Source organism: Bhargavaea cecembensis (genome assembly GCF_000826125.2).
Lineage (GTDB): Bacteria > Bacillota > Bacilli > Bacillales_A > Planococcaceae > Bhargavaea > Bhargavaea cecembensis_B.
In genome coordinates this window covers 512346-537101 of record NZ_LN651372.1, presented here as the reverse complement: position 1 = coordinate 537101, position 24756 = coordinate 512346, and the positions used below count along the sequence as shown (strand labels likewise).

The 24756-nt window shown below is 58.3% G+C and carries 24 protein-coding genes and 1 pseudogene; 16 read left to right on the top strand and 9 right to left on the bottom strand.

Features of this window, described 5'->3' with window-relative positions; all coding sequences use genetic code 11:
* The first annotated feature begins 3 nt into the window (after nucleotides 1-3).
* The 5 genes from BN1189_RS05570 (at nucleotide 4) to BN1189_RS05550 (ending at nucleotide 4890) form a co-directional block, all read left to right on the top strand.
* Entirely contained in the window at nucleotides 4-792 is a 789-nt protein-coding gene (locus BN1189_RS05570) for an MBL fold metallo-hydrolase (RefSeq protein ID WP_040226340.1), read from the top strand.
* A gap of 154 nt (nucleotides 793-946) precedes the next feature.
* Nucleotides 947-2122 carry a S1C family serine protease gene (locus BN1189_RS05565; RefSeq protein WP_052455663.1) on the top strand — a complete coding sequence of 392 codons (1176 nt, stop codon included), beginning with the start codon at nucleotides 947-949 and terminating at the stop codon, nucleotides 2120-2122.
* A gap of 146 nt (nucleotides 2123-2268) precedes the next feature.
* Nucleotides 2269-2481, top strand: a complete 213-nt coding sequence (locus BN1189_RS05560) for a CxxH/CxxC protein (protein WP_306610697.1) — start codon at nucleotides 2269-2271, stop codon at nucleotides 2479-2481.
* Nucleotides 2482-2561: 80 nt separating this feature from the next.
* A complete protein-coding gene (gene rlmH / locus BN1189_RS05555; RefSeq protein WP_040226337.1) occupies nucleotides 2562-3041 on the top strand; it encodes a 23S rRNA (pseudouridine(1915)-N(3))-methyltransferase RlmH in 480 nt (159 codons plus the stop codon).
* A 340-nt stretch (nucleotides 3042-3381) separates the two neighbouring features.
* On the top strand, nucleotides 3382-4890 hold the full coding sequence (locus BN1189_RS05550) for a malate:quinone oxidoreductase (RefSeq protein ID WP_040226335.1): 1509 nt from the start codon (nucleotides 3382-3384) through the stop codon (nucleotides 4888-4890).
* Nucleotides 4891-5486: 596 nt separating this feature from the next.
* On the opposite strand, the gene BN1189_RS05545 is transcribed toward BN1189_RS05550, so the two are convergent.
* Complete coding sequence (locus tag BN1189_RS05545) at nucleotides 5487-6029, bottom strand: ECF transporter S component (protein WP_040226333.1); 543 nt, start codon at nucleotides 6027-6029, stop codon at nucleotides 5487-5489.
* A 98-nt stretch (nucleotides 6030-6127) separates the two neighbouring features.
* On the opposite strand from BN1189_RS05545, the pseudogene BN1189_RS05540 reads away from it, so the two are divergent.
* Nucleotides 6128-6214: pseudogene (locus tag BN1189_RS05540) on the top strand (SDR family oxidoreductase); the annotation flags it as partial.
* A gap of 24 nt (nucleotides 6215-6238) precedes the next feature.
* Here the strand turns inward: BN1189_RS05540 and BN1189_RS15805 are convergent.
* A complete protein-coding gene (locus BN1189_RS15805) occupies nucleotides 6239-6472 on the bottom strand; it encodes a hypothetical protein (protein WP_143242247.1) in 234 nt (77 codons plus the stop codon).
* On the bottom strand, nucleotides 6469-7623 hold the full coding sequence (locus BN1189_RS05535; RefSeq protein WP_040226331.1) for a lactate 2-monooxygenase: 1155 nt from the start codon (nucleotides 7621-7623) through the stop codon (nucleotides 6469-6471). Before BN1189_RS05535 ends, BN1189_RS15805 begins: the two co-directional genes overlap by 4 nt.
* Before the next feature lie 197 nt (nucleotides 7624-7820).
* Here BN1189_RS05535 and BN1189_RS05530 point away from each other — a divergent pair, with 197 nt between their 5' ends.
* The 8 genes from BN1189_RS05530 to BN1189_RS05495 all read left to right on the top strand — a co-directional run bounded on the left by BN1189_RS05530 (nucleotide 7821) and on the right by BN1189_RS05495 (nucleotide 15461).
* On the top strand, nucleotides 7821-8792 hold the full coding sequence (locus BN1189_RS05530; RefSeq protein ID WP_040226328.1) for a PstS family phosphate ABC transporter substrate-binding protein: 972 nt from the start codon (nucleotides 7821-7823) through the stop codon (nucleotides 8790-8792).
* Nucleotides 8793-8819: 27 nt separating this feature from the next.
* On the top strand, nucleotides 8820-9767 hold the full coding sequence (gene pstC / locus BN1189_RS05525) for a phosphate ABC transporter permease subunit PstC (RefSeq protein WP_040226326.1): 948 nt from the start codon (nucleotides 8820-8822) through the stop codon (nucleotides 9765-9767).
* A gap of 1 nt (nucleotide 9768) precedes the next feature.
* Nucleotides 9769-10674 (top strand): phosphate ABC transporter permease PstA, encoded by a 906-nt coding sequence (gene pstA / locus BN1189_RS05520; RefSeq protein ID WP_052455662.1) that lies wholly within the window; start codon nucleotides 9769-9771, stop codon nucleotides 10672-10674.
* 19 nt (nucleotides 10675-10693) lie between these two features.
* Entirely contained in the window at nucleotides 10694-11530 is an 837-nt protein-coding gene (gene pstB, locus BN1189_RS05515) for a phosphate ABC transporter ATP-binding protein PstB (protein WP_040226325.1), read from the top strand.
* A 12-nt stretch (nucleotides 11531-11542) separates the two neighbouring features.
* Nucleotides 11543-12211, top strand: coding sequence for a phosphate signaling complex protein PhoU (phoU, locus tag BN1189_RS05510; protein ID WP_257125379.1), 669 nt, complete (start codon nucleotides 11543-11545; stop codon nucleotides 12209-12211).
* Between the two features lie 174 nt (nucleotides 12212-12385).
* Complete coding sequence (locus BN1189_RS05505) at nucleotides 12386-13183, top strand: ABC transporter ATP-binding protein (RefSeq protein WP_040226322.1); 798 nt, start codon at nucleotides 12386-12388, stop codon at nucleotides 13181-13183.
* Nucleotides 13184-13350: 167 nt separating this feature from the next.
* The gene (locus BN1189_RS05500) at nucleotides 13351-13806 is read left to right on the top strand and encodes a MarR family winged helix-turn-helix transcriptional regulator (protein WP_052455661.1); all 456 of its coding nucleotides are present in this window, start codon (nucleotides 13351-13353) and stop codon (nucleotides 13804-13806) included.
* Nucleotides 13807-13841: 35 nt separating this feature from the next.
* The gene (locus tag BN1189_RS05495) at nucleotides 13842-15461 is read left to right on the top strand and encodes an MFS transporter (protein ID WP_052455660.1); all 1620 of its coding nucleotides are present in this window, start codon (nucleotides 13842-13844) and stop codon (nucleotides 15459-15461) included.
* 53 nt (nucleotides 15462-15514) lie between these two features.
* On the opposite strand, the gene BN1189_RS05490 is transcribed toward BN1189_RS05495, so the two are convergent.
* From BN1189_RS05490 to BN1189_RS05470, 5 genes are all read right to left on the bottom strand, one after another.
* Complete coding sequence (locus tag BN1189_RS05490; RefSeq protein ID WP_040226317.1) at nucleotides 15515-16852, bottom strand: CitMHS family transporter; 1338 nt, start codon at nucleotides 16850-16852, stop codon at nucleotides 15515-15517.
* A 124-nt stretch (nucleotides 16853-16976) separates the two neighbouring features.
* The gene (locus BN1189_RS05485) at nucleotides 16977-17663 is read right to left on the bottom strand and encodes a response regulator (protein WP_040226314.1); all 687 of its coding nucleotides are present in this window, start codon (nucleotides 17661-17663) and stop codon (nucleotides 16977-16979) included.
* The gene (locus BN1189_RS05480; protein WP_040226313.1) at nucleotides 17660-19264 is read right to left on the bottom strand and encodes an ATP-binding protein; all 1605 of its coding nucleotides are present in this window, start codon (nucleotides 19262-19264) and stop codon (nucleotides 17660-17662) included. The genes BN1189_RS05485 and BN1189_RS05480 overlap by 4 nt, the downstream gene beginning before the upstream one ends.
* Nucleotides 19265-19387: 123 nt before the next feature.
* A complete protein-coding gene (locus BN1189_RS05475; protein WP_040226312.1) occupies nucleotides 19388-20713 on the bottom strand; it encodes a purine/pyrimidine permease in 1326 nt (441 codons plus the stop codon).
* A gap of 152 nt (nucleotides 20714-20865) precedes the next feature.
* Nucleotides 20866-22383: an FAD-dependent oxidoreductase gene (locus tag BN1189_RS05470; RefSeq protein WP_040226310.1), complete on the bottom strand. Its 1518-nt coding sequence runs from the start codon at nucleotides 22381-22383 to the stop codon at nucleotides 20866-20868.
* Nucleotides 22384-22570: 187 nt separating this feature from the next.
* On the opposite strand from BN1189_RS05470, the gene nadX reads away from it, so the two are divergent.
* Together nadX and BN1189_RS05460 are read left to right on the top strand one after the other, a co-directional pair.
* A complete protein-coding gene (gene nadX / locus BN1189_RS05465; RefSeq protein WP_040226309.1) occupies nucleotides 22571-23350 on the top strand; it encodes an aspartate dehydrogenase in 780 nt (259 codons plus the stop codon).
* Between the two features lie 25 nt (nucleotides 23351-23375).
* Entirely contained in the window at nucleotides 23376-23861 is a 486-nt protein-coding gene (locus tag BN1189_RS05460; protein WP_040226307.1) for a tetratricopeptide repeat protein, read from the top strand.
* Between the two features lie 42 nt (nucleotides 23862-23903).
* Here BN1189_RS05460 and pgeF read toward each other — a convergent pair whose 3' ends face one another.
* A complete protein-coding gene (pgeF, locus tag BN1189_RS05455) occupies nucleotides 23904-24662 on the bottom strand; it encodes a peptidoglycan editing factor PgeF (RefSeq protein WP_040226304.1) in 759 nt (252 codons plus the stop codon).
* Nucleotides 24663-24756: the final 94 nt, after the last annotated feature.

The following is a 24756-nucleotide window of genomic DNA, read 5'->3' as shown; positions in this document are numbered from 1 at the left end:
GACATGCGTTTCAGTGTATTGGCCAGTGGCAGCACGGGCAATTCCATTTACATCGAGAACGACGAACATGCCTTTCTCGTCGACGCGGGCCTGAGCAACCGGAAGCTCGAAAAGCTTCTCGGCCAGGCCGGACGCGATATGAAGAAGATTGACGGCATTTTCGTCACCCATGAACATAGCGACCATATTCGGGGACTTGGCGTGGCGGCACGGAAGTACGGCGTGCCGGTCTATGCCAATGAAAAGACGTGGAAGGCGATGGACGGCCTCGTCGGTGAGATTCCGACGGACCAGAAATTCATCTTCGACATGGAGACGGTGAAGACGATCGGCAGCTTCGATATCCAGTCGTTTGCCGTCTCCCATGATGCGGCGGACCCGATGTTCTATATTTTCCACGAAGGCGGCCGCAAGCTCGTCCTCATCACGGACACCGGCTACGTCAGTGACCGCATGAAGGGCTGGATCAGCGGAGCGGATGCCTACGTATTCGAAAGCAACCATGACGTCAGCATGCTTCAGATGGGCCGGTATCCATGGAACATCAAGCGCAGGATCCTGAGCGATGTCGGCCACGTGTCCAACGAGGACGCGGCGGTCGCGATGAGCGAGGTCGTGGGGCAGAAAGAGACGAGCATCTATCTTTCCCACCTTTCGAAAGACAACAATATGAAGGACCTGGCGAGGCTGAGCGTCGCCCAGACATTAGAGACATGCGGAATCCGGGTCGGGGAATTCGTCAATCTGTTTGATACGGATGCCGAACAGCCGACCGAGCTCGTCCCGGTCTGAGAATGAGGCCTGTCCCTTTCGCGGGGGCGGGCTTTTTTTCGGTACTGCGCTTCCTTTTCCGGCGCCCGGCCTGTTTTGCTCCCGGTCCGTTGTGTTCGAACCGGCCGATTCGGGTAATCTAATGGCAGTCAGACCAATGGAAGGAAGGATTGCGATGCAGAAACCGAATGGAAATGTGCGGCGGATGACAGGAGCGGCGGGCGCCGTCCTGACGGCCATGCTGCTGCAGGGCTGCCTTATGCCGGACAGCACGGCCGATGGGCCGGATAGCAACGAAGAGGCGGACGGCAAGCAGGCCGAGGCCACCGAAACCGCGGCCTCCGGCAAGAAAACAAAGTCCGTCTCGATGGATATCAACACCGGAATCACCGAAGCGGTGGAAGAGACATCATCTGCGGTCGTCGGGGTGACGAACCTCCAGACGTCCGGTGATTACTGGACGAACAATGCGACGGAGCCGGTGCCGGTCGGAGTGGGTTCCGGGGTCATCTACAAGAAGAAGGACGGCAAGGCCTATCTCGTGACGAACAATCACGTCGTCGAAAAAGCGACCCAGCTTGAAATCACGCTGGACGACGGGACAAAGGCCGAGGGGAAACTGCTCGGCACAGACATCTGGACAGACCTCGCCGTCGTTGAGATGGATGATGCGGATGTGAAGGACGTCATCGAATTCGGCGATTCCGACGCCCTGAAGCGCGGGGAGACCGTGATTGCAATCGGCAATCCGCTCGGCCTCGGATTCTCGGGCTCGGTCACAGTGGGCGTCATTTCCGGAACGAACCGCTCGATTCCGATTGACCTGAACGGCGATAACCGGGTGGACTGGAACGCCGAGGTCCTCCAGACCGATGCGGCGATCAATCCGGGCAACTCCGGCGGTGCGCTCGTCAACCTCGCCGGCCAGCTTGTCGGCATCAACTCGATGAAAATATCGGAAGAGACGGTGGAAGGGATCGGTCTGGCCATCCCGATCAACTCGGCGGAGCCGATCATCAAAGATCTGGAAGAGCACGGGGAAGTCCGCCGGGCACAGATGGGGGTCACGCTGATCGACTTGATCGATGTTCCGGCCGTTCATCAGAGGGAAACATTGAAACTGCCCGAAGACGTGACCGCAGGAGTCGTTGTGGATGAGATCTCGCAGGGATCGCCTGCAGCCAAGGCCGGCCTGCAGCGCTTCGATGTCATTACGGAGCTGGACGGAAAAAATGTGGCGGATATGATCGAACTCCGCAAACACTTGTATAATGAAAAGAAGCCGGGCGACAAGATGAAGGTCGGGCTCTACCGGAACGGCAAACATGAGGAAGTCGAACTGACATTGTAGCATTCTGCAACTAATAGACTGAACTTTTCATCGAATGTTACAAATATTAATATCCACAAAGGGCAGACCGGGGGATAAGTCGACCGGCTGCCCATTCTTTTCAGTTTGATCGTTGCAATATGCACATTGTGGATAAGTCAGTGTGAATGTTCATAACTTTATATCGAAAAAGGAGGCATGACAAGATGGAAACCTTGAAGGTCAACAGCTGTGAAACCCATATATACCGGGCTTTGGACGAAGTCACCGCCCGGACGGAGAGCTTTCCGGTGATGGAGGAAATCCCCGGAGGAGAAGAGTTATCCACACCTTGCGAGTATTGTTCACAGCCCGCTATATATGTTGTGGCGAACGCATAGTCGGACACCATATGTTGTTTACTCCTGTGGATATGTGCATAAATGCTGTGAATAACCTTAAACATGAAGGTGGACAAGCTGTGAGTATTACAATTGTGACAGTCGGAAAGCTCAAGGAAAAATATCTGAAATCAGGCATCGAGGAGTACGAAAAACGGTTGCGGCCGTATACTAAAATCGATTTGGTGGAAGTAGCGGACGAAAAAGCGCCCGAGCAGCTGAGCGGGGCCGAGATGGAAATGGTGAAGAAGAAGGAAGCGGAACGGATTTTGTCGAAACTCCCGCCGGATGCCCATGTGATCGCACTGACGATCAACGGGAAGCAGAAATCCTCCGAAGAGCTGGCTGATCGGCTGGAGTCTCTCATGACCTACGGGAAAAGCAAAATCGTCTTTGTGATCGGCGGCTCGCTCGGCCTTCAAGAGGATGTATTGCGCCGTGCCGATGAGCAGCTGAGCTTTTCACGCATGACCTTCCCCCATCAGCTCATGAAGCTGATCCTGCTCGAGCAGGTGTACCGGGCGTTCAAAATCCTGAAGCATGAGCCGTATCATAAGTGACGATAAATCCAATGCCGAGCAATGCCGGGTCCGGAATTCTCCGGCGGCATTGCTTTTTCTATTCTGGACCCGTTCCTGTCAAGATTGCCGGTTCTGTTTGATGACAGGACAGGCTGTTTACCAGGCTCTATAATGGGAACAGCAGGAAAGACTTCTCGCTTTTTTGCCTGCTGAAAACAGGATATAATTCTAATATCGCTATTTCAGACAAAAATCAATCATTCTCGGCACCGGCTTGTTATAATATAGGATGGAATGTTTTTTCGGTGGTGTCTCAAGTTCTGGCACCGAAACAGTTGGATACACTCTTTTGCAAATATAAGGGATAAGGAAGGTTGTCATGAGCAGCATAAACAAGAAGACAGATGTGATCTTAATCGGTGCAGGAATCATGAGTGCCACGCTGGGTTCGATGCTGAAGGAACTGGCACCCGAATGGGAAATCAAAGTGTTCGAGAAGCTGGCGGAGCCGGGCGTAGAAAGCTCGAATGAATGGAACAACGCGGGCACGGGCCACTCCGCCCTGTGCGAACTGAACTATACACCTGAAAAGGCGGACGGCACGCTCGACATCACAAAGGCCGTCAAGGTCAACGAGCAGTTCCAGCTGTCCCGCCAGTTCTGGTCGTACTTGGTCGACCGGAACCTGATCCAGAACCCGCATGAGTTCATCATGCCCCTCCCCCACATGAGCTTTGTCGAGGGCCGGGATGATATCAACTTCCTGAAGAAGCGCCATGAGGTCCTGAAAGATCATCCGCTCTTTGAAGGCATGGAGTTCTCCGAAGATCCGGAGCAGCTCAAGCAATGGATTCCCCTCATGATGGAAGGCCGGAATCCGGACGAGCCGATTGCGGCAACGAAGATTGATTCCGGAACGGACGTCAACTTCGGCGCTCTTACGAGGATTCTGTTTGACCACTTGGAAAACGAGGGAGTGGAGCTGAACTACCGCCACTCCGTCGATGACCTGAAGCAGACGCCTGAAGGTTCCTGGGAAGTGAAGGTCCGGGACCTCGACGGCAACAGGCTCGAAACACATACGGCGAAGTTCGTGTTCATCGGAGCCGGCGGCGGAAGTCTCCACCTGCTCCAGAAGACCGGCATTCCGGAGTCGAAGCATATCGGCGGATTCCCGGTCAGCGGCCTGTTCCTCGTCTGCAACGATCCGAATGTGATCGAGGAGCATAACGCCAAAGTATACGGCAAGGCGAAGGTCGGCGCTCCGCCGATGTCGGTGCCTCACCTCGACACCCGCTTTATCGACGGCAAGAAATCGCTCCTGTTCGGTCCGTTTGCGGGCTTCTCGCCGAAGTTCCTGAAGACGGGCTCCTACATGGACCTCATCACGTCCGTGAAGCCGAACAACGTCTTCACGATGCTCGCGGCGGGCGCGAAGGAAATGAAGCTCACGAAGTACCTGGTCGAACAGCTCATGCTGTCGAATGAAAAACGCGTTGAAGAGATGCGCGAATTCATCCCGACCGCGAAGCTCGAAGACTGGAGCGTCGTCGTTGCAGGCCAGCGCGTCCAGGTCATTAAGGACACCGAAGCCGGTGGCAAGGGCACGCTCCAATTCGGCACGGAAATCGTCACCGGCGCCAACGGATCGGTCGCGGCCCTCCTCGGCGCATCGCCGGGTGCCTCCACGGCCGTTCACGTCATGCTCGAAATCTTCAACAAGTGCTTCCCTGAACGCATGGAAGAGTGGGAGCCGAAGATCAAGGAAATGGTTCCGTCCTACGGCATTTCGCTCGCCGACAACCCGGACCTCTTCCGCGAAATCTTCGCCGCCACCTCCGAGTCGCTTGAACTCAACAAGAAAAACGACGAAGCCGTGCATAATTAATTAAAAGTAAAAGGAGAAAGGCCCGTTTTGGGGGCCTTTCTCCTTTTTTTAGTGATTGAGGGTGATTTAGTGGGCGGATTCTGCGATGCAAGCAGCCAAGGGCAGTTCCATATTTCAAATTGAAGCTCCATGTTGGAATTTTAAGCTCCATATTTTAAATCGGAGCTCCATATTGTAATTCTAAGTTCCATATTTTAAATCGGAGCTCCATATTGTAATTTTAGGTTCCATACTTTAAATCGGAGCTCCATATTGCAATTCTAAGTTCTATATTTTAAATCGGAGCTCCATATTGTAATTCTAGGTTCCATATTTTAAATCGGAGCTCCATATTGCAATTCTAGGTTCCATACTTTAAATCGGAGTTCCATATTGTAATTTTAGGTTCTATATTTTAAATCGGTGTTCCATATTGTAAATCCGGCTTCCATATTTTAAATCAGAGGTCCATATTGTAATTCTAGGTTCTATATTTTAAATCGGAGCTCCATATTGTAATTCCGGCCTCCATACTTTAAATCGGTGCCCTATGTTGCAATTTAATCAAAAAGGCGTTCCGGAGTGCGGTTTTCGCCTGCTCTCCGGAGCGCCTGTTTTCACTTGAACAGCGGCGTTTTCTTCAGGGCAATGCAGACTGGGATCGCGACGATGAGGCCGACGACGTTTTGGGTGATATTCCCCGGGATCGAGGCCGCCGGGATGATCCAGTTGCTGAACAGGATGCCTTCGCAAAGATAATAGCCGCCCAGCATGAACGGAACAGACACGACGGCGGCGATCAGGTTGAACACCGGACTGCTGCCTTTTCGGCCGCCCGACCAGGCGATCTTGCCGACGATGTATCCCTGGAGCCCGCGTGTGAGGAGAGTGAACGGCGCCCACAAAGTCCATCCTGAAATGAGATCGAACAGTCCCATTCCGACCGCACCGGCGATGGCACCCTTCTTCGGTCCGAACAGCATGGACGAGATGAACAGCATCGCCGTGCCGAGATGGACAAGCCCGCCGTTTGCGGTGATCGGCAGCTTGATGTTCAGGAAAATGGTTGCCACGAAGACAAGGGCAACGAGCATGGCGGAGATGATGAGGTCGAGCGTCTTCACCCGTGGAGAAGACGGGATGCTTTGAGCTTTCTGCATGATGGATACCTTCCCTGCTGTAATTTTTTGAATGGTAAAATCATATACAGCGGACTGGCAGTTGAAAAGGTTCAGTTTGGATGAAATCATCCGGGTCAGTTGCCCTGTTCCTCGCCTCGGATGACTCCAGCTTTGTGAACGGGACGGTCATCGTGGCAGACGGCGGCTGGACGGCCGCGTTCTGAATCGCCTTACAGCCATCCGTCCCCTCACCAGAGCGAAGCGTTGCCTTTATCCGCAATAGCGTTATCTTTATCCGGCGAAGCGTTGCTTTTATCAGAGCGAGCGTTATCTTTATCCTCAGAAGCATTGCTTTTATAGAGATCCCAAGGAAAGCGGCCTGAATTTCGCTCCATCCAAAAGAGACGAGAATGCAGCCTGGTTCCCCGGCGCAATCTCGTCTTTTCTCTTCCCGAGTTAGCAGATCCTTTTTCGAGGTTCACAACCTCTTCAGCAACCCCCGCCCCAACTCCGACACCGACCGGTTCCCGGACAGGGCCATTGTCAGGTCGAAGTCGGCGATGAGGTTGCGGAGCACCTGGCGGACGCCGTCTTCGCCGGCGAGGGCGAGACCGTACATGTACGGGCGGCCGAGGAGGACGGCGTTTGCACCGAGGGCGATGGCTTTCACGATGTCGGCGCCGCGCCGGATGCCGCTGTCCATGAGCACGGGGATGTCCCCCTGGACGGTGTCGACGATGTCCGGAAGCGCGTCGATCGCCGTGATGGCCCCGTCCACCTGGCGCCCGCCGTGATTGCTGACGATGAGGCCGTCGATGCCGCTGTCGAGGGCGAGTTTGGCGTCATCTGGGTGCAAGACGCCTTTCAGGAGGATCGGCAGCCTTGTCCGGGAGCGGAGGAACTCGAGGTCGCGCCATGTGAGTGACGGGTTTCCGAACACCTTCGCCCAGTGCATGATCGCGGAGCGGATGTCTTCCTGAGGCGAACGTTCAAGCCTTGAGCAGAACACCGGGTCCTCGAGATAATTGCCGATCCCTTTCGCTTCGAGGAACGGCAGGTAGGCGTGATGAATATCCTTTTCGCGCCAGCCCATCATCGGGGTGTCGAGCGTAACGACGATCGCCCCGTAGCCGGTCGCCTCCGCCCGCTCTACCATGCTTCCGGCGAGTTCATGGTCGGCGCTCCAATAAAGCTGGAACCACTTTTCGGCGCCTTCTGTTTCGGCCGAGATCTTCTCGAGGCTGAACGTGGATGCCGTGCTCGCCACGAACGGGACGCCCATCGAGGCGGCGGCGCGTGCCGATGCCAGCTCGCCCTGCGGGTGGACGATCGACTGGACTCCGATCGGCGCAAGCAGGATCGGCACGTTCAGTTTCCGGCCGAACAGTTCGATGCTGAGATCCCGTTCCGATGTGTCGCGGAGCATCCGGGGCACGATCTTCCATTTCCTGAACGCGAGGTTGTTCTCCTTTGCGGTGTCTTCGATGCCGGCGGAGGCCGCCACGTAGTCGTAAGGCTTGGCGTCCAGTTCCTCCTTCGCCTTGGCCTCCAGCTTCTCATACGAAACCGGGATGATGTTCTCCTCCAGTTGCTGGTAGACCGTGAACTGAACTTGATTGCCGAAGTTTTTCACCGAAATTTCCCCCTTCCGTTAAGTGAAAACGCATACATTCCAACCTTATCACAGCCGGCTCCCTCCCTTCTACCAAACTGCTGTTAATTCCCAACTCTTCGTATTTACAATCCTTTTACACGTTGTTCATTCTCTCTCAACATGCCGCAGTTAAAGTTGGAACTGCAAACAATACGAATCCCAGGGGGAACGAACTCATGAAAAGCTGGAAATACTATCTCGGTTTGACGGCGGTCGGGTCGGCTCTGCTGCTCGGGGCATGCGGCGGAAATACGGCGGAGGGCGGGGCTTCTGCAGAGACGGGCACTGCCGCGGAATCTTCTTCAGATGAAGCGCCGGTCGAAGGCACGGTGGCGGGAGACGGCTCCAGTACGGTCGCGCCGATCATGGAGGCGCTCGTCGAGGAGTATTCCGCAACAGGCACGGATGTCCGGGTCACGGTCGGGGTATCGGGAACCGGCGGCGGCTTCGAGAAGTTCAGTGCCGGGGAAACGCAGTTCTCAAACGCCTCCCGCCCGATCAAGGACGAGGAAAAGCAGAAGCTCGAGGAAGCGGGCATTGATTATACGGAGTTGTTGCTCGCCTATGACGGACTCACGGTCGTGGTGAATCCCGAAAACGACTGGGCGACGGACCTCACCGTCGAAGACCTAAAGAAAATCTGGGTGGAGGACGGAACGGAAAAGAAATGGTCCGACATCAACCCGGAGTGGCCGGATGAGAAAATCGTCTTCTACGCGCCGGGTACCGATTCCGGAACGTATGACTACTTCAATGAAGTGATCCTTGAAGAAGAGAACATGGTGAAGGACGCGATGCTCTCGGAAGATGACAATGTGCTCGTCCAGGGCGTGCAGGCGGACAAGAACGCGATCGGCTTCTTCGGCTATGCGTACTACGTGGCCAATGAAGGCACGGTGAAGGCCGTATCGGTTGAAGGAGTCGAGCCGGACAGCGACACGATCGAATCCGGCGAATACGCCCCGCTGTCCCGTCCGCTCTTCACATATGTGAGCAACCAGGCACTCTCGGAAGATGCGGCGACGCGGGACTTCTTCGGCTATGTTCTCGACCATGCAGGCGACCTGGCTGAATCGGTCGGCTATGTCTCCCTTCCGGAAGAGCAATATGAAGAAGGCAAAGCGAAACTCGCGGAATTCACCAAATAACCGGCCGCGGGAACAGGAGGTTCAATGATGGGAAATCCGGCAGCGACGAAACGGTCCTCTGTACGGGAGATGATTGCACAGTCTTCGGGAAGCAAACGAAAACAGGCGGCGGAACGCGCGGTTCCGGTCGTCCTGTTCCTGATCGCCGCAGTGTCCGTGCTGACCACCGTCGGAATTGTCGCCACGCTGATCACGGAGACGGTGACGTTCTTTTCGAAAGTGCCGTTCTGGTCGTTCGTGGCCGGGACGGAGTGGATGCCGTTCTCCAACAAGGACGCACAGTTCGGCATCCTGCCGCTGATCGCCGGGACGCTGAAGGTGACGCTCATCGCCGTCGCGACCGCAGTGCCGATCGGGCTGTCTGCAGCCATTTATTTGAGCGAATATGCGTCGGAGCGGACAAGGAAATTGATCAAGCCGGTCCTTGAAGTGCTGGCCGGCGTTCCGACGATCGTCTACGGATTTTTCGCGCTGACGTTCGTGACGCCTCTTCTCCAGTCTGTGATTCCGGACCTGAAGATCTTCAATGCGCTGAGCCCCGGCATCGTCGTCGGAATCATGATCATTCCGATGATCGCCTCGCTTTCGGAAGAAGCGATGTCCGCAGTCCCGAACCCGATCCGGGAAGGGGCGCTCGCGATGGGGGCGACCCGGCTGGAAGTGGCGATAAAGGTCGTGCTTCCGGCCGCCTTGTCCGGCATCCTCGCCTCGGTCGTGCTCGCCGCGTCCCGGGCGATCGGGGAGACGATGATCGTGTCGCTTGCCGGCGGGTCGACGCCGAGGCTCGATCTCGACTTGACGGACTCGATCCAGACGATGACCGCCTACATCGTCCAGGTCTCGACGGGCGACGCCGGCTACGGCACGCCGATCTACTACTCGATCTATGCGGTCGGATTCACGCTGTTCCTGTTCACGCTGCTCATGAACTGGGCCGCCCACCGCATCACGAAACGCTTCAGGGAGGCTTACTGAGATGAGAATCACCGAAAGGCCGCCTGCCCGGGCACTTGTCGACCGGGAGGCCGTCACGGGGCGGATCGGCGTGAGGAAAGCGGTCAATGCCGTCTTCCGCATCCTGTTCCTCGGCGCGACGCTGCTCGCTCTGCTCGTGCTCGGCATCCTGTTCTACCGGATCCTGTCGCAGGGCCTCGGCCATCTGTCGCCCGCTTTCTTTGAGAACTTCGCTTCCCGGATTCCGGAAAAGGCGGGCATCCGGGCGGCGATCACCGGCACGCTCTGGCTGATGGGGGTCGTCGCTCCGCTGTCGATGTTCCTCGGCGTCGGCACAGCTGTCTACCTGGAAGAGTATGCGAGGAAGAACCGGATCACCGATTTCATCCGGATGAACATCTCCAACCTCGCCGGCGTCCCGTCCGTCGTGTTCGGACTTCTCGGCCTGACGATCTTCGTCCGGACGCTCGCCCTCGGCAACAGCATCCTCGCCGCCGGATTCACGATGAGCCTGCTCATCCTGCCGGTCATCATCGTCGCCTCTCAGGAAGCGATCCGCGCAGTGCCGCGCGATGTGCGCGAAGCCTCGTACGCAATGGGGGCGACCAAGTGGCAGACGATCCTGCGGGTCGTGCTGCCGGGAGCTGTCCCGGGCATCCTGACAGGAAGCATCCTGGCGCTGTCCCGGGCGATCGGCGAGACGGCGCCGCTCATCGTGATCGGCGTGCCGGTCATCATCCAGTTCCTGCCTGCTGGCGTGATGGACACCTTCACGGCCCTGCCGATGCAGATCTATGACTGGGCGAAGCGGCCGCAGCCGGACTTCCAAGGAATCGCGGCCGCCGGCATCATCGTTCTATTGGGACTGCTGCTGCTCATGAATTCCGTCGCCGTGCTCATCCGGAACAGATTCCAGAAACGCTATTGACGATTAGGAGGAAACGAAAATGGTGCAAGTGATGGAACGGACCCGCGAGCGGGCGGGATTGAGGCCTGCAGAGCGGCATCCGGCAATCGGTGCGGCTTCCGCGCCGCCCGTGTTTGATGCGAAGGGGCTCAACCTCTGGTACGGCACCCGCCATGCGCTGAAGAACATCGACCTCCCGATCCGGGAAAATGAAGTGACCGCGATCATCGGACCGTCCGGCTGCGGCAAGTCGACCTATCTGAAAACGCTCAACCGGATGGTGGAGCTCACCGACGGGGTGAGGATTTCCGGCGAAATCCAGTACAGGGGCCGGGACATCTTCGGGCGCGGATTTCCGGTCGAGGAACTCCGGACGAAGGTTGGGATGGTGTTCCAGAAACCGAATCCGTTCCCGAAGTCGATCTATGACAATATCGCCTACGGTCCGCGCATCCACGGCATCCGGAACCGGAAGATCCTCGATGAGATCGTCGAGAAAAGCCTCCGGGGCGCAGCCATCTGGGAAGAAGTGAAGGACCGTCTCGGGACGAACGCCTACTCGCTCTCGGGCGGACAGCAGCAGCGGATCTGCATCGCCCGCGCGCTCGCCATCGAACCGGATGTGATCCTCATGGATGAACCGACGTCCGCGCTTGATCCGATCTCCACGCTGAAAGTGGAAGAGCTCGTCCAGGAACTGCGGGCCGGCTACTCGATCGTCATCGTCACGCACAACATGCAGCAGGCCGCCCGGATCTCCGACAGGACCGCGTTCTTCCTGAACGGGGAAGTCGTCGAATCCGGCGAGACGGACCGCATCTTCTCCAACCCGGACGACCGGCGGACGGAAGACTATATTTCAGGCCGATTCGGCTGAGGAGGGCGTCAGATGAGAGAGATGAAGAGTGTGAGAAAAACATTCGATCAGGAACTCCAGGCATTGAAGCAGACACTGCTCCGCATGACGGATCTCGCCGGACGGGCGCTCGACGATTCGATGATCGCCCTAAGGGAGCAGAACCAGCTGCTCGCCCAGGTCGTCATCGACGGCGACGGGGAGATCAACCGAATGGACGAGGAGATCAACAACCGGGTCATCCAGCTCATCGCCCACCAGCAGCCCGTCGCGACCGATCTCCGGCGCATCATCACGGCGCTGAAGATCTCGACGGACGTCGAGCGGATCGGGGACCTTGCGGTGAACATCGCCAAGTGCACGATCCGGATCGGCACAGAACCGCTCATCAAGCCGATCGTCGACATCCCCAAAATGGCGGCCATCGTGCAGGAGATGCTCCGGCATGCCTTCGAAGCCTACGACCTGGAAAACCCGAAACTCGCACTCGAGCTCGCCGAAGTCGACGACCGGGTCGACCGGATGTACGGCGAACAGATCCGCGAGCTCATGCAGCTCATGACCGTCACGCCCCGCCGGATCAACCAGATCACCCAGCTCGCCTTCATCTGCCGTGACCTCGAGCGCGTCGGCGACCACACGACGAACATGGCGGAAAGCATCCTCTACCTGACGAAGGGCGAACATTATCACTTGAATTGACGGCGGAACGGCGAATGTTAAGCAAAACGGTCTGTATGTTAAGAAAGACGTCCCGAATGTTAAGCAAATCGCTTTGAATGTTAAGAATGGCCTTCCCGTGCCGGGAGGGCTTTTCGTATTCGCGGGGCTTGGTGTACAATCGGTGAAAGTCAGAAAAGTGAGAAGGGGAACGCGATGATTCTGGAGATGGAGAACGTGTCCCGAAAGCGGGACGGCCGGTGGGTGCTGAAAGAGATCGACTGGCGGGTGGAAAAAGGGGATCACTGGGTGCTGTACGGGCTGAACGGCTCGGGGAAGACGTCGCTGCTTGAGCTCATCAATGCCTACCTGTTCCCGACCGAAGGAACGGTCCGCGTGCTCGGATTGGAATTCGGCAAGACGTACCTCGCGGAGCGGCTGAGAAAGCAGATCGGCTTCGTCTCTTCGTCGGTCGGCCAGAAGATCCGGCCGGACGAGAATGCCTATGAAGTCGTGCTGAGCGGCGCGTTCGCGTCAATCGGCCTGTATGAGGAAACGAATGCCGAAACCGACCGGAAAGGCGTGGACATCCTGAAGGAACTCGGCTGCCTGGAATACGCCAACCGGAATTTCGGCACACTCTCGCAGGGGGAGAAGCAGCGGGTCCTCATCGGCCGCGCGCTCATGGCCGACCCGGCGCTCCTGATCCTCGACGAGCCGACGAACGGCCTGGATTTCATTGCACGCGAAGAACTGCTCGAGTCGGTCGCCCGCATCGCCCGGCGGCCGGACGGACCGACCATCCTGTACGTGACCCATCACGTTGAAGAGATCCTCCCCGAATTCAATAAAACCCTTCTTTTGAAAGAGGGCAGCGTGTTCGCAGCCGGAAATACCGCCGACCTGATCAGCGGCCCGCAGCTCTCCGCCTTTTTCGGCATGCCGGTGAATGTCTCCTGGCTCGGCGGGCGGCCGTCTCTGTCTAAGGGAACGATGGTCCGGACAACCAGCTGAATCAGTCAATCCAACAACCTCTCCCCAGATTCGCCCGGGGAGAGGTTTCTTCGATTCCCTCTATTCCTCCAAAACAACACGATTGACATTCCGGCAGCCACTCCTTATACTGATTAAATGATTCAACGATTAAACTATTTATGCGATGAAGAAAAGGAGGGCCTGACATGAATGATGAACGGGATCGTTTCACCCGGTTCGAAGAGCTGTACTGGGAAGTGACGAGGGGAATGGGGAATCTATGGGCCCGTGTCTTTGCATCGGAACTGCCGGGTTCGCAGGCTTATCTCGTCTCCTTGCTCGAAAAGGAAGGGCGGGTGCGCATGTCCCGGCTCGCCGAGTCGCTGCAGCTGACGGGCGGGGCGGTGACGAGTGCTTCGGATAAATTGCTGGAGCGCGGATTTGTTACCAGGACGCGGGACGCGGAAGACCGGCGGGTCGTCTACCTGGAACTGACCGATGAAGGACGGCATGTGCTCAAAGGACTGCGGGAGCAGGGCCACGCTGCGATGAAGCAAGTATTCGGCCATCTGGAAGGAGAGGACCTGGAGAAATTCGTTGATGTGTTCGACGAAGCCCGGCACGCACTCCGGGCGATGAAAGACGAGGGGGAAAACGGATAAACCATCATTTAACGGAGAAACAGAAAGTGACGATCATGATCGCCATCATGGTCGCGATGTTCTTCTCGGCGATCAACCAGACGATCATCGGAGTGGCGATGCCGCGCATCATCGCCAGTCTCGGCGGCATGGACTATTATACTTGGGTGATCACGACCTACCTGCTCACGATGGCGGTTGCGACGATCCTCGTCGGCAAGCTGTCGGACATTTACGGACGGAAGCCGTTCCTGCTTGGAGGAATCGGGATCTTCATGGTCGGCGCCTTCTTGTCGGGCCTGTCCGCGGACATCTTTCAGCTCATCATCTTCCGGGGCATCACCGGCATCGGCGGCGGGATGATCATGTCGACGGCATTCACCGCGGTCGGCGACCTGTATCTGCCGAGGGAGCGGGCGCGCTGGACCGGCTTGATGAGCGGTATTTTCGGCATCTCCAGTGTGCTCGGACCGCTCATGGGCGGATTCCTCGTCGACCATTTCGACTGGCACTGGGTGTTCTGGGTGTTCCTGCCGCTCGGAATCGTGGCGTTCGCGATGATTTTCAAGCTGTTCCCGAAAACCGCGAAGCGCGAAGGGGAATCGATTGACTATATCGGTTCGCTTTTCCTGACGGTCACCATCGTGTCGCTTCTCCTCGCCTTCAGCCTGGCGGGGGAAGGCCCGGGCAAATACGCCTGGTCGTCCTGGCAGATCCTCGGGCTGTTCGGCCTGACCGCGGTCGCGCTCGCAGTCTTCGTCTTCGTCGAGTCGAAGGTGAAGACGCCGGTGCTGCCGCTCTCGCTGTTCAAAAATGACATCGTCACGGTTTCCAACATCGCCGGTTTCCTGCTCGGGATGGGCATGATGGGCGTCATGATCTATGCGCCGTTCTTCATTCAGGGCGTCAAGGGAATTTCCCCGAGCGGATCGGGCTATATCATGATGCCGATGTCGATCGTCATGGTGTTCGCCACGACGTTCGCCGGCAACTTCATGACGAAAACAGGGAAATACAAAGGCCTCGCCATTATGGGACTGAGCATCACGGCACTCGGCATCTTCCTCTTGTCTTCGATTGGCCCGGCCACGCCTGTCTACGTGCTCGTCAGCTATCTGTGCATCATCGGAATCGGGCTCGGGGCAAGCATGCCGGTCTTTTCCCTGACGGTCCAAAACGCGGTCAGCTTCCGCGAACTCGGCGTCGCGTCCGCATCGTCCCAGCTGTTCCGCTCGCTCGGCAACACGATGGGCATCGGGATCCTCGGCGCGGTCATGAGTTCCAGGATGGCTTCAAAAATGCAGGAATCATTCGCTTCGGGCGGTGCCGGCGGGATGGCAGAGCTGCCGCCTGAACAGGCAAAGCAGTTCGGATCGCTCATGAATCCGGAAAATCTGCTTGACCAGCCCCGCCTCGACGAAATGATCGGCGGCATGCCGGCCGATCTGAGACCGGTCGCCGAACAGCTTGTTGCCTCGGTGCGCGAGGTGTTCAGCGATGCCCTGACGACGACGTTCCTGGCCGGGGCGATCATCATGGTCGTCGCCATCATCGTCGCCGTCTTCCTGCGGGCAATCCCGCTTGTCTCGGCGATGAGCGCCGGAAAGCCGGCGGCATCCCCCGGGGAAAAGGGAAATGTCAAAGCCGAAACGGCTTCCGTGCAGAATGGAAAATAAACGAAAATGAAAAACTCCTCCGGATATCCGTTCCGGAGGAGTTTTTCGTGCTTTCAGACGGCAATGACGCCGATCAATACAGAGGCGAACAGCAGGATGAGGGCGATGCCCCACATCCAGAAGAACGAGTAGCGCAGATGCTTGCCCATTTCGAGCCCCGACAGGCCGAGAGCGAGCCAGACGCCCGGCGCGAGCGGGGAGACGAATGTGCCGACGATGTTCCCGACGATCATCGAGTAGGCGGTCGACAGAGAATCGATCCCGAAGCCGGCGGCGATCTGCTCGACGACCGGGAACAGGCCGAAGTAGTAGGCGTCGGTGCTGAGAATCAGATCAAACGGCAGGCCGAGCACGCCGATGATGATATGCAGATACGGGGCAATGGCTCCAGGCATGACGGTGACCACATCTCCGGCGATCGCATCGAGCATGCCGGTGCCGTTCAGGATGCCGAGGAACAGGCCGGCCGCCAGGATGATGGACGCCATCGTGAGTGCGCTCGGTGCATGCGCCCGGATGCGTGCCATCTGGTCGTTGACTTTCGGGTAGTTGACGGGAAGCGCGATGCTGACCCCGATCATGAAGGCGAGTCCGGCGGGGACGATTCCCCAGACGAGCAGGCCGATGACGGCGACCGCGAGAACTGCGTTGAACCAGATCAGCTTCGGACGTGCCAGCGACCGGGCTTCCGAGTCGGTTTCCACGCCGCCCGAGAACGGATCATCCGCGGGGACATCGATCGCCGCGGCCGCTTCAAGCGATCCGTATGCCTTCGTGATCCGGCGCTGTTCCCGGAGTCCGAGCAGGACGGCGATGATAATCATGATGACAATGCCGATGAGCTGGACCGGGATGAGCGGGCGCCACAACTCAGTGACGTCCATTTCCAGCACGGAGGCGACGCGTCCGAGCGGGCCGGCCCATGGCAGCATGTTCATGATGCTGGCGGCTCCGCCGACGAGCAGCAGCAGGAGGTACGGATTCATCTTGAGCCGCTTGTACACCGGAAGCAGGGCCGGAACCGTGATCAGGAAAGTCGACGCCCCGGACCCGTCCAGATGGGCGACCATGGCGATCAGGACCGTCACGAGGCTGACGATGATGACATTCCCGCGGGAGAAGGCGACCATCTTGTTGATGAGCGGCTCGAACAGGCCGACATCCTGCAAGATGCCGAAGAAGATGATGGCGAAGATGAACATGACGGCGACCGAAATGACGGACTTCACGCCGTCATTGAAGAAATCGCCGATTTCGGCGAATGCGAATCCGGCGATGAGCGCACCGATGATCGGCGGCAGCACCATGGCGACGATCGGCGTCACCCGGCCGCTGATGAGCAGCGCGACGATCACGAGAATGATCAGAAAGCCGATAAGACTAAGACTCATAATAAAAACCTCCTGTGGTTGTATGCGTTTTCAATAGGCTGAAAATAACACATAAACGAGGAGGAAATGAATGTTGTATCGATAAATCGGATATTCCGCATAAGACGTATAAAGTTCATAAGTTTCACTTTGGAAGGTATTTCCGTTCAGGGCGTCCGACGGTCCCGTAGATCGACTTGGTCGTCAGCAGGCCGGCGGACACAAGATATTCCAAGTACCGGCGGGCCGTGGAGCGGCTCGTGCCGATGCGCTTGCTCAGTTCGGCTGCGGTGATCCCGTCCGTCTGTTCTTCCCGGAACAGGCGGTTGATTTCATTCAGCGTGATGGGGTCGATCCCTTTCGGCAGCCCGGCCGCAGCCGGTTCGCTGCGTTCCCGGTGGCCCGTCAGAAGGTCGATCTCTTCCTGGCTGAGTTCGCCGTTTCCTCCGAGGCGTTCCCGGTAATGCCTGTAATTTCTCAGTGTCTGCTCGAAGCGCTCGCCGTCGAACGGCTTGATGATCAAGTCGAAAATCCCGCCCCTGAGCAGCTCCCGCACCGTTTCCGCCTCTTTTGCCGCAGTCACCGCGATGAGATCCGCTTCCGGGAACCGGCTGCGGATCTCGCGGAACAGACCGGGCCCTTCCACGTCGGGAATGTAGAAGTCGAGCAGGATGAGGTCAGGAACGGTCTTCCCGAGAAGCCCGAGCGCCTCCTTGCCGCTGCGCGCCGTGCCGGACACCCGGAACCCGTCGACCTGCTCCACGTACTTGCGGTTCACTTCCGCCACCCTGAAATCATCTTCTATGATCAATACGGTATATTCCTTGCTCATTTGCGTCCCTCCGGATTTTTCGGAATGCTGATGATGAAACAGGCGCCGCCCGATTCCCCTTCTTCGGTGAGGATCTCTCCGCCGGCCTTCTGTACGGCTTCTCTTGCCAGCGCAAGCCCGGTGCCCCGGTAATCGCCTTTCTTCGTGGAGAATCCGGCATCGAACAGGCGGGGGAGGTCCTCTTCCCGGATGCCGCTTCCGGAATCCTCGACCTCAAACAGCAGGTCCTCCCCGATGTCCGTGAAGTAGACAGAGACGGTGCGCTCCCCGTCCCTGTTGGCTTTGACGGCGTCGAAGGCGTTCTCGATCACGTTGCCGAGCGCGGTCAGGAGGGCATCCTGTCCGTCCTCGGTCAGTTCGTGGGTGAGCCGGCTGTACGGATCGATGGCCAGCTCGATCCCGAGTTCCCGGGCCTGCGCGAACTTTCCCTGAAGCAGCGCGTGGATGAGCGGATCGGCCACGTTCCGGGAAAGGAACTCAAGCCGGCTGCCGCGGATGTTTTCCTCTTTCTTGATGAACCGGATGGCTTCGTCCGTCTGGCCGTGGACGAGGAGACCGAGAATGACGTGCAGCTTGTTGGAGTGCTCATGGGTCTGCGCCCGCTGGACGTCGGCATACTGGCGGATCCTGGACAACTCTTCCGTTATTTTCTGGATGTCGCTCTTTTTTCGGAACGTGATGACCGCTCCGGACTCCCCGCCCGCCATCGGAACCTGGCTCACGAGGACAACCTGCCGGCCGAGCAGCATTTCTCGGTCGCGGAGGGTTTCCGCAAGATCGCCGACAGCCGGCAGGAATTCACGGACCGGCCTGCCGCCGGCATGGACTTTTCCGTCTGCCGGTTCTTCCGCCAGGATTTCGTCGGCGGCCGAGTTGACCGCGGTGATCTTCCCTTCCCCGTCGACGGCGATGATCCCCTCCCGTGTCGATTGAAGGATCGCCTCTTTTTGTGCGTATAGACGGGAGATCTCTTCTGGCTCCATGTCGTGGAGGAGGGATTTGATGTAACGGGAAATGACGAAGGCGCCGGTCAGGCCGGCCAGCGCGATAAACGCGAGCGTCAGCCAGATGGCCCGGTCTTCGTTTCTGGCGATCTGCTGAATATCTTCGTTCAGGAAACCGACGGACACGACGCCGACCACCCGGCCGTCCGAGTAGACGGGCACTTTGCCGCGGACGGACAGGCCGAGCGAGCCTTCTTTTTTGGATACATAGGATTCGCCGGACTGCAGCGCCCGGTCGTTGTCACCGCCGACCATCTGTTTGCCGATCTTGGCCGGGTCGGGATGGGCGTACCGGACGCCTTCCCGGTTGCCGACGACGATGAATTCGGCGCCGGTTTCCTCGCGGATCGGTTCCACGATGCTCTGGATGGCGGACGCCGGGTCGTCGAGGCTGAATGCCGCCCGGAGCTCGGGGATGAGCGCCACGCTCTGTGCCAGGTTGAGCGCCCGCTTTCCGACCTGGTCTTCGATGCTTTGTGAGAGGAAGTGACGGAGGAACAGTCCGAATGCGAGGCAGATGATGATGACGAGCAGGCTGATGAGCCCGATCATCCTCATATTGAAGCTGAGCCCGGACTGGCGGTTGCGGTTTTTCATGGAACGGACTCCTTTGTCTGGGCTTTATACAGACCATCATACAGAAAGTTTCGTCAGCGGACCATCCGAAAAAAGCAGGACGGCGGGCGGGATCACGCTGATCCCTTCCGGCCGTTCCTGCCTTTATGCGCGGTGATGCGCCTCGCGGACCGCCTTTTCCTTTTCTGTTTCCCCGGCTTTGCCCGACCGGTTCATGAGAATCCGCTCCGCCACGACGGCGATGATCGCGCCGAAGACGAGGCCGTTGCTCAGGATGGAGGTGAGCACGGGCGACATCGAGGAAAAGGCCTCGGTCGGAATGAACATCGTGCCGATGCCGGCGAACAGCGAGATTCCTGCCACCTGGAACAGGTTTGACTTGTCCTCGAGCGACTCGAACTCCTGGAAGGCGAGGCTGATCGTGCTGGCAAACACCGGAAAGACGGCGGCATAGCCGACCGCTACCGGAATCGCCGAGACGAACGCCGTGAACGGAGGGAACAGGCTGATGCCGATGATGACGAGCGAGCCGATGATGAACGGCAGGCGCCCGGTGATGCGGGTCGTGGAAATGAATCCGGCAGAGCCCGAAATCGGCACCGGCCCGATCGCCGAGAACGAACCGGCGAGGAGCTGGTTGATGCCCGACACGATGCCGGTCTGCCGCATCCGGGAATGCTCGACGGGGATTCCCTGGCGCTCGAGCACCCCTTGTACAACTTTCACCGTGGCGAGCATGTTGGCGAGCAGGAGCAGCGTGATGAACAGTACCATGAACACGAGCTCCGCCTCGATCCGAGGCAGTCCGAACGCGAACAGCGCAGGGAGCTTGAACAAGTGGGCCGCGTGCATCGGCCGATCGGCGAGTCCGAGCACGGCGAACGCCGCCCAGCCGAAGACGATGCTCGCGAGGACCGAGTAGTGGCCGACTTTCGGGACCCGGCGGAACGCATAGGAGAAGATGATGATCAGCGCCGACAGCAGCAGGATCTCCGGGTTGACGACCGGATGCTCTCCGCTGAGCCCGAACATCCCTTTCAGGAATGAACTGCTCAGCTGCACGACCATGAGAATGAGGTAAATCCCCGTGACGGCCGGGGTGAACAGCTTCGACAGCTTCTCGACGAGCCCGAACACGCTGAGCAGGATGAAGATCAACCCGCTCAGGATGAAGGCGAATTCAAGCACCCGGAGCGTTTCGGAATGAGAGCCGAACAGCACCGTTCCGAGGCCGGCGTAGAGCGAGAACACGCCCCACCAGAGACCGGCCGGCCCTTCCTGGATCGGCAGCCGGTGGCCGAAGAACGTCTGGAGCAGTCCTGCCACGCCGAGCACGAACAGCGAGCGCTGGACGAACTCCACCGTTCCGCCCGGATCCAGGCCGAAGGAAGCCGCGATCGTGACGGGGATGACGACACTGCTCATCAATATGAACAACGCCCACTGAAGGGCGGGGAAGATGTGTTTCATGGGGAACCTCTTCTTTCCGTTTTCTGGAGCGTTAAAAAAGCCTATTCTTTAGTATATCGAAATGAAAAGGAGAGGCAAATGGAAAGATTGAGAAGCTCGCATGAAAAACAGGCAGCCGCAAAGAAATCTGCAGCTGCCTGCCGCCTTCCGGCTCACGAATCCAATTTTTTCAGCGGTTTCTTCGCCGGCCCCATGAGGACATTGCCTGTGCTGTCGAAGACCGAGCCGTGGCACGGGCAGTCCCATGTTTGATCGCCGTCATTCCAGGCCACTTCACAGCCGAGGTGCGTGCAGGTGAGATCCAGGCGGTGCGTATTGCCGTCTTCATCCTTATAAATGCCGACCGGCGTTCCGTCTTCTTCGGTCCGCCGGGCCTCGCCTGGTCTGAGTTCTTCGTCCGTGGCGGCCACAGCCTCCTTCTCCGGCTTGCTGACCTGTTCCTCCTCCTGCTCCAGCCGGCTTTCCTGTTCGTTGCCGGGCAGACTGCGGTGCGGATTGAACAATTCCTCATACGGGTTCTCGGCCCCCATGATCAGATCGGTGATCAGTCGGGCGCCTGTTGCCGAAGCGGCGAGCCCCCATTTGCCGTAGCCGGTCATGACATAGATGGAACTGCCGCCTTTTTCAAGCGGGCCGATATATGGCCGCCTGTCCGGCGATACGAGGTCATGCTCCGACCAGTAATCGTTCATGTCCGTCAGGCCGAACGCCTCTTCGGCAAATTCACGGATTTTCTCATAGCGTCCGGCGATTGACGAACCGTCTCCGGTCGGATGGGTCTCGCCTCCGATGATCCACACCGGCCCGCCGTCCCCGGACGGAGTCTCCCGGAACGTCCTGGCCGGCGCATCCGCGCTGATAAACATGCCGTCACCGAACGCCCGGCCGCCCGTGAAGGCCGTCAGATGGGAAGTGAACGGCTTCAGCGTATCCGAGTAAAACGACTCGGGATCCTCGACGGGGAACAAAGTGGCGAGCACAATCTGTTTGCATATAACCGCATGAGACGCATCGGTCTCGATGACCAGCCGGTCCCCGTCCCGCCTGGAACTCATGTACCTCGTCTGCTCGTAAAGCTGCACGCCCATCGCTTCCAGTTCCCGCAGGACGCCGTGCAGGAACTTCATCGAGTGAAACTCCGCCTGATCCTCCATGACGAGCGCCTTCCCGGTCTCAAACCCTTTAGGAAGCGAATCCGACAGGCTACCCGGAATGCCGAGCCGGCGGTACGCCTCCGCCTCCTTCTCCAAGGCGTCCATCCCGTCTTCCGAGCGGGAGAGGACATAGGCATCCGCCTCTTTGAAATCACAGTCGATCCCGTGTTCGCGGGCGATCGAGCCGATGAGCCGGCGCCCGTCCTCGTTCGCCTCGTAATACTGCTTCGCCACATGCTCGCCGTCCTGTTGGATCAGTTCATCATAGACGAGCTGATGCTGGGCGGTCAGCTTCCCGGTTGTCCCGCCGGTCGTCCCGGCCCCCATTTCACGCGCTTCGATCAAGACGACCGACTTTCCTTTCTTGGCAAGAAAATAAGCGGCCAGCACGCCCGAAATGCCTCCGCCGACTACCGCGACATCCGCTTCGGCATCTTCCGGAAGCTTCGGATAGCCGGCACCCTCCGAGCTCGCCCGCCAATAAGACCGGTTCGTCCCTTGCAGTTTCTCTTCCATCTGAGTTCCTCCTGTTCTTGGTGAGGTTCTACTCTGTCTCTTCCTTTTTCAAGGAAGACTAAACGGGAGGGGAGCGGCTTGCAAGCGGTTTCCGCGGTTGATACGCTGAAGGGAGACGGCTCCCGGCGGGTGAGTGGGTGGCTTTTCAAGAACGGTCGGGAACCGGAGCGGAAAGGGGCGGGAACCAATGAAAATCGGTGTGATGGGAACGGGGAATATTGCACAGTACTTGCTGGACAGCATCAATAATGGAAGACAGGCCGACGGGAAAATCACCGCGGTGTTCGGACGGAACCGGAAAGTGGGGGAAGGGCTTGCGGAAGAGTATGGAATCGGTTTTTTTACGGATCTTGGTGCATTCCTGCGCGAGCCGCTGGATATTATTGTCGAGGCGGCGACGCTCGACGTTGCCGTGGATAATGTGAAAGCCGTGCTGGAAAGCAAAAAAGACATCATCATCGGCAGCATCGGGGCATTCAAGGATGCGGCTTTCCTGGAGGAGGTGCGGCAGGCCGCCCGGGCGAACGGCTGCCTCGTCCATCTTCCGTCCGGCGCGATCGGCGGACTGGATCTTCTGAAATCGGCGAACTCCATGCAGGGGCTGAAGGAAGTCAGCATCACGACGAGAAAATCACCCGCTTCGCTCGGCCTGGAAGGAATCACGGAAGAGACGGTGCTGTTCGACGGACCGTCCGGGGAAGCGATCGGCAAGTTCCCGAAAAACGTCAACGTCGCGCTCGTGCTGTCGATCGCCGGGATCGGGACCGAAAAAACGAGAGTTCGGGTGATCGCGGATCCGGATGCAGACCGGAACACCCACCAAATCCGGGCAAGCGGCGACTTCGGCAAGATGGAACTGACGATCGAGAATACACCGATGCCGGCCAATCCGAAAACGAGCTATCTTGCGGCGCTCAGCATTCTGTCGGTTCTGCAGGGCAAAGGAGACCCGGTCGTCATCGGCTGACAGGATTACGGAAAGGCGGGAGAACATGGAGAAGGAACTGGAACAAGCGGTCCGGCTGAGGTCGGAAGGCCGGCTGAACGAGTCCAATGAACAGCTTGTCCGTCTGGCGGAGCAACATCCGGATGACGCCCGGATCAACTTCCAGTGCGCGTGGAGCTTCGACGTGCTCGGGCAAGAAGCGGCCGCGGTCCCTTATTATGAACGGGCGATTGCGGCCGGACTGCCGGATGAGGATTTGAAGCGCGCGCTGCTCGGTCTCGGAAGCACGTACCGGTCGCTCGGTGACTATGAGAAATCCGCCGCCGTCTTCAACAGGGGAGCGGAAGTTTTTCCGGAAGACCGTGCCTTGCAGGTGTTCCGGGCGATGACGCTCTACAATCTCGGGGAGCATGCCCGCGCGATGGAGCTGCTGCTCCGCAACCTCGCGGACACGACGTCGGACGGGGGGATCCGCAGTTATGGGCAGGCGATCCGCTTTTATTCGGACAAGCTGGACACCATCTGGAAGTAAATAAAGCGAACGGAACCGGTCACCGCCGGCCCCGTTCGCTTTTCAATTTTTCATCTGAATAAAGCTCAAATGTCGCCCTGCCTTCTTGTCCTCGCGGTACGAGAAGCCGTCGGGGCTTTCGAACGTGCACGTCCGGTCTGCCGAGATCCGCTCCGCGGGAACACCGGCCCGGATCAGCTGCCGTTCGACCGTCTTCTGGTTGTCGATATGCCACTTGCCGGTCTCTTCGTTAAAGCGGATGAAGTCGTCTGCGTAACCGAGCGCCTGGAACCGATCAAAGACGTCCCGGTCGACCTCGAATTTCTCCTGGCTGAGCGCGGCGCCGATCTGCACCCGGAAGTTCCGCGGGTCGAATCCTTCCTCCGCCAAGCGGTCGAACAGCTTCGGCGTGATTTCCTTCACAGTCCCCTGCCAGCCTGAATGGATCACGCCGATGACGCCGTCTCGTTCATTCCAGAACAGCACCGGCACGCAGTCGGCGGTCAGGGTGCAGAGCACGATGCCCGGCTCGGTCGTGTAAAGCGCATCGGTATTGGGAAACGCGTCCCGTGCGCCGTCTGCGCCGCTGCCTGCATCTTCCTTTGAGACCCGGCGAAAGTTGGCGCTGTGTGTCTGACGGCCGAAGACGAACGTGTCGAGCGGAGCACCGAGTTTGTCCGCCAGGGCCCGGCGGTTTTCCAGCACGTCCTCCGTCCTTTTGCACGAATGGAGACCCATATGGTTCTCTTCCGGACGTGCTGCGTCTTTCATCGTCATCCCGGCCATCATCCGGCTGTCGTCTTGATAGATCTTCATTTTCATATGCCATCACCTGCTTTTATCTTATCGGATCCGCCCCCGGCTGTACACGGCGGAATGAGAAAATGGGTTAACTGTTTAATAAAATAGTGTTGAC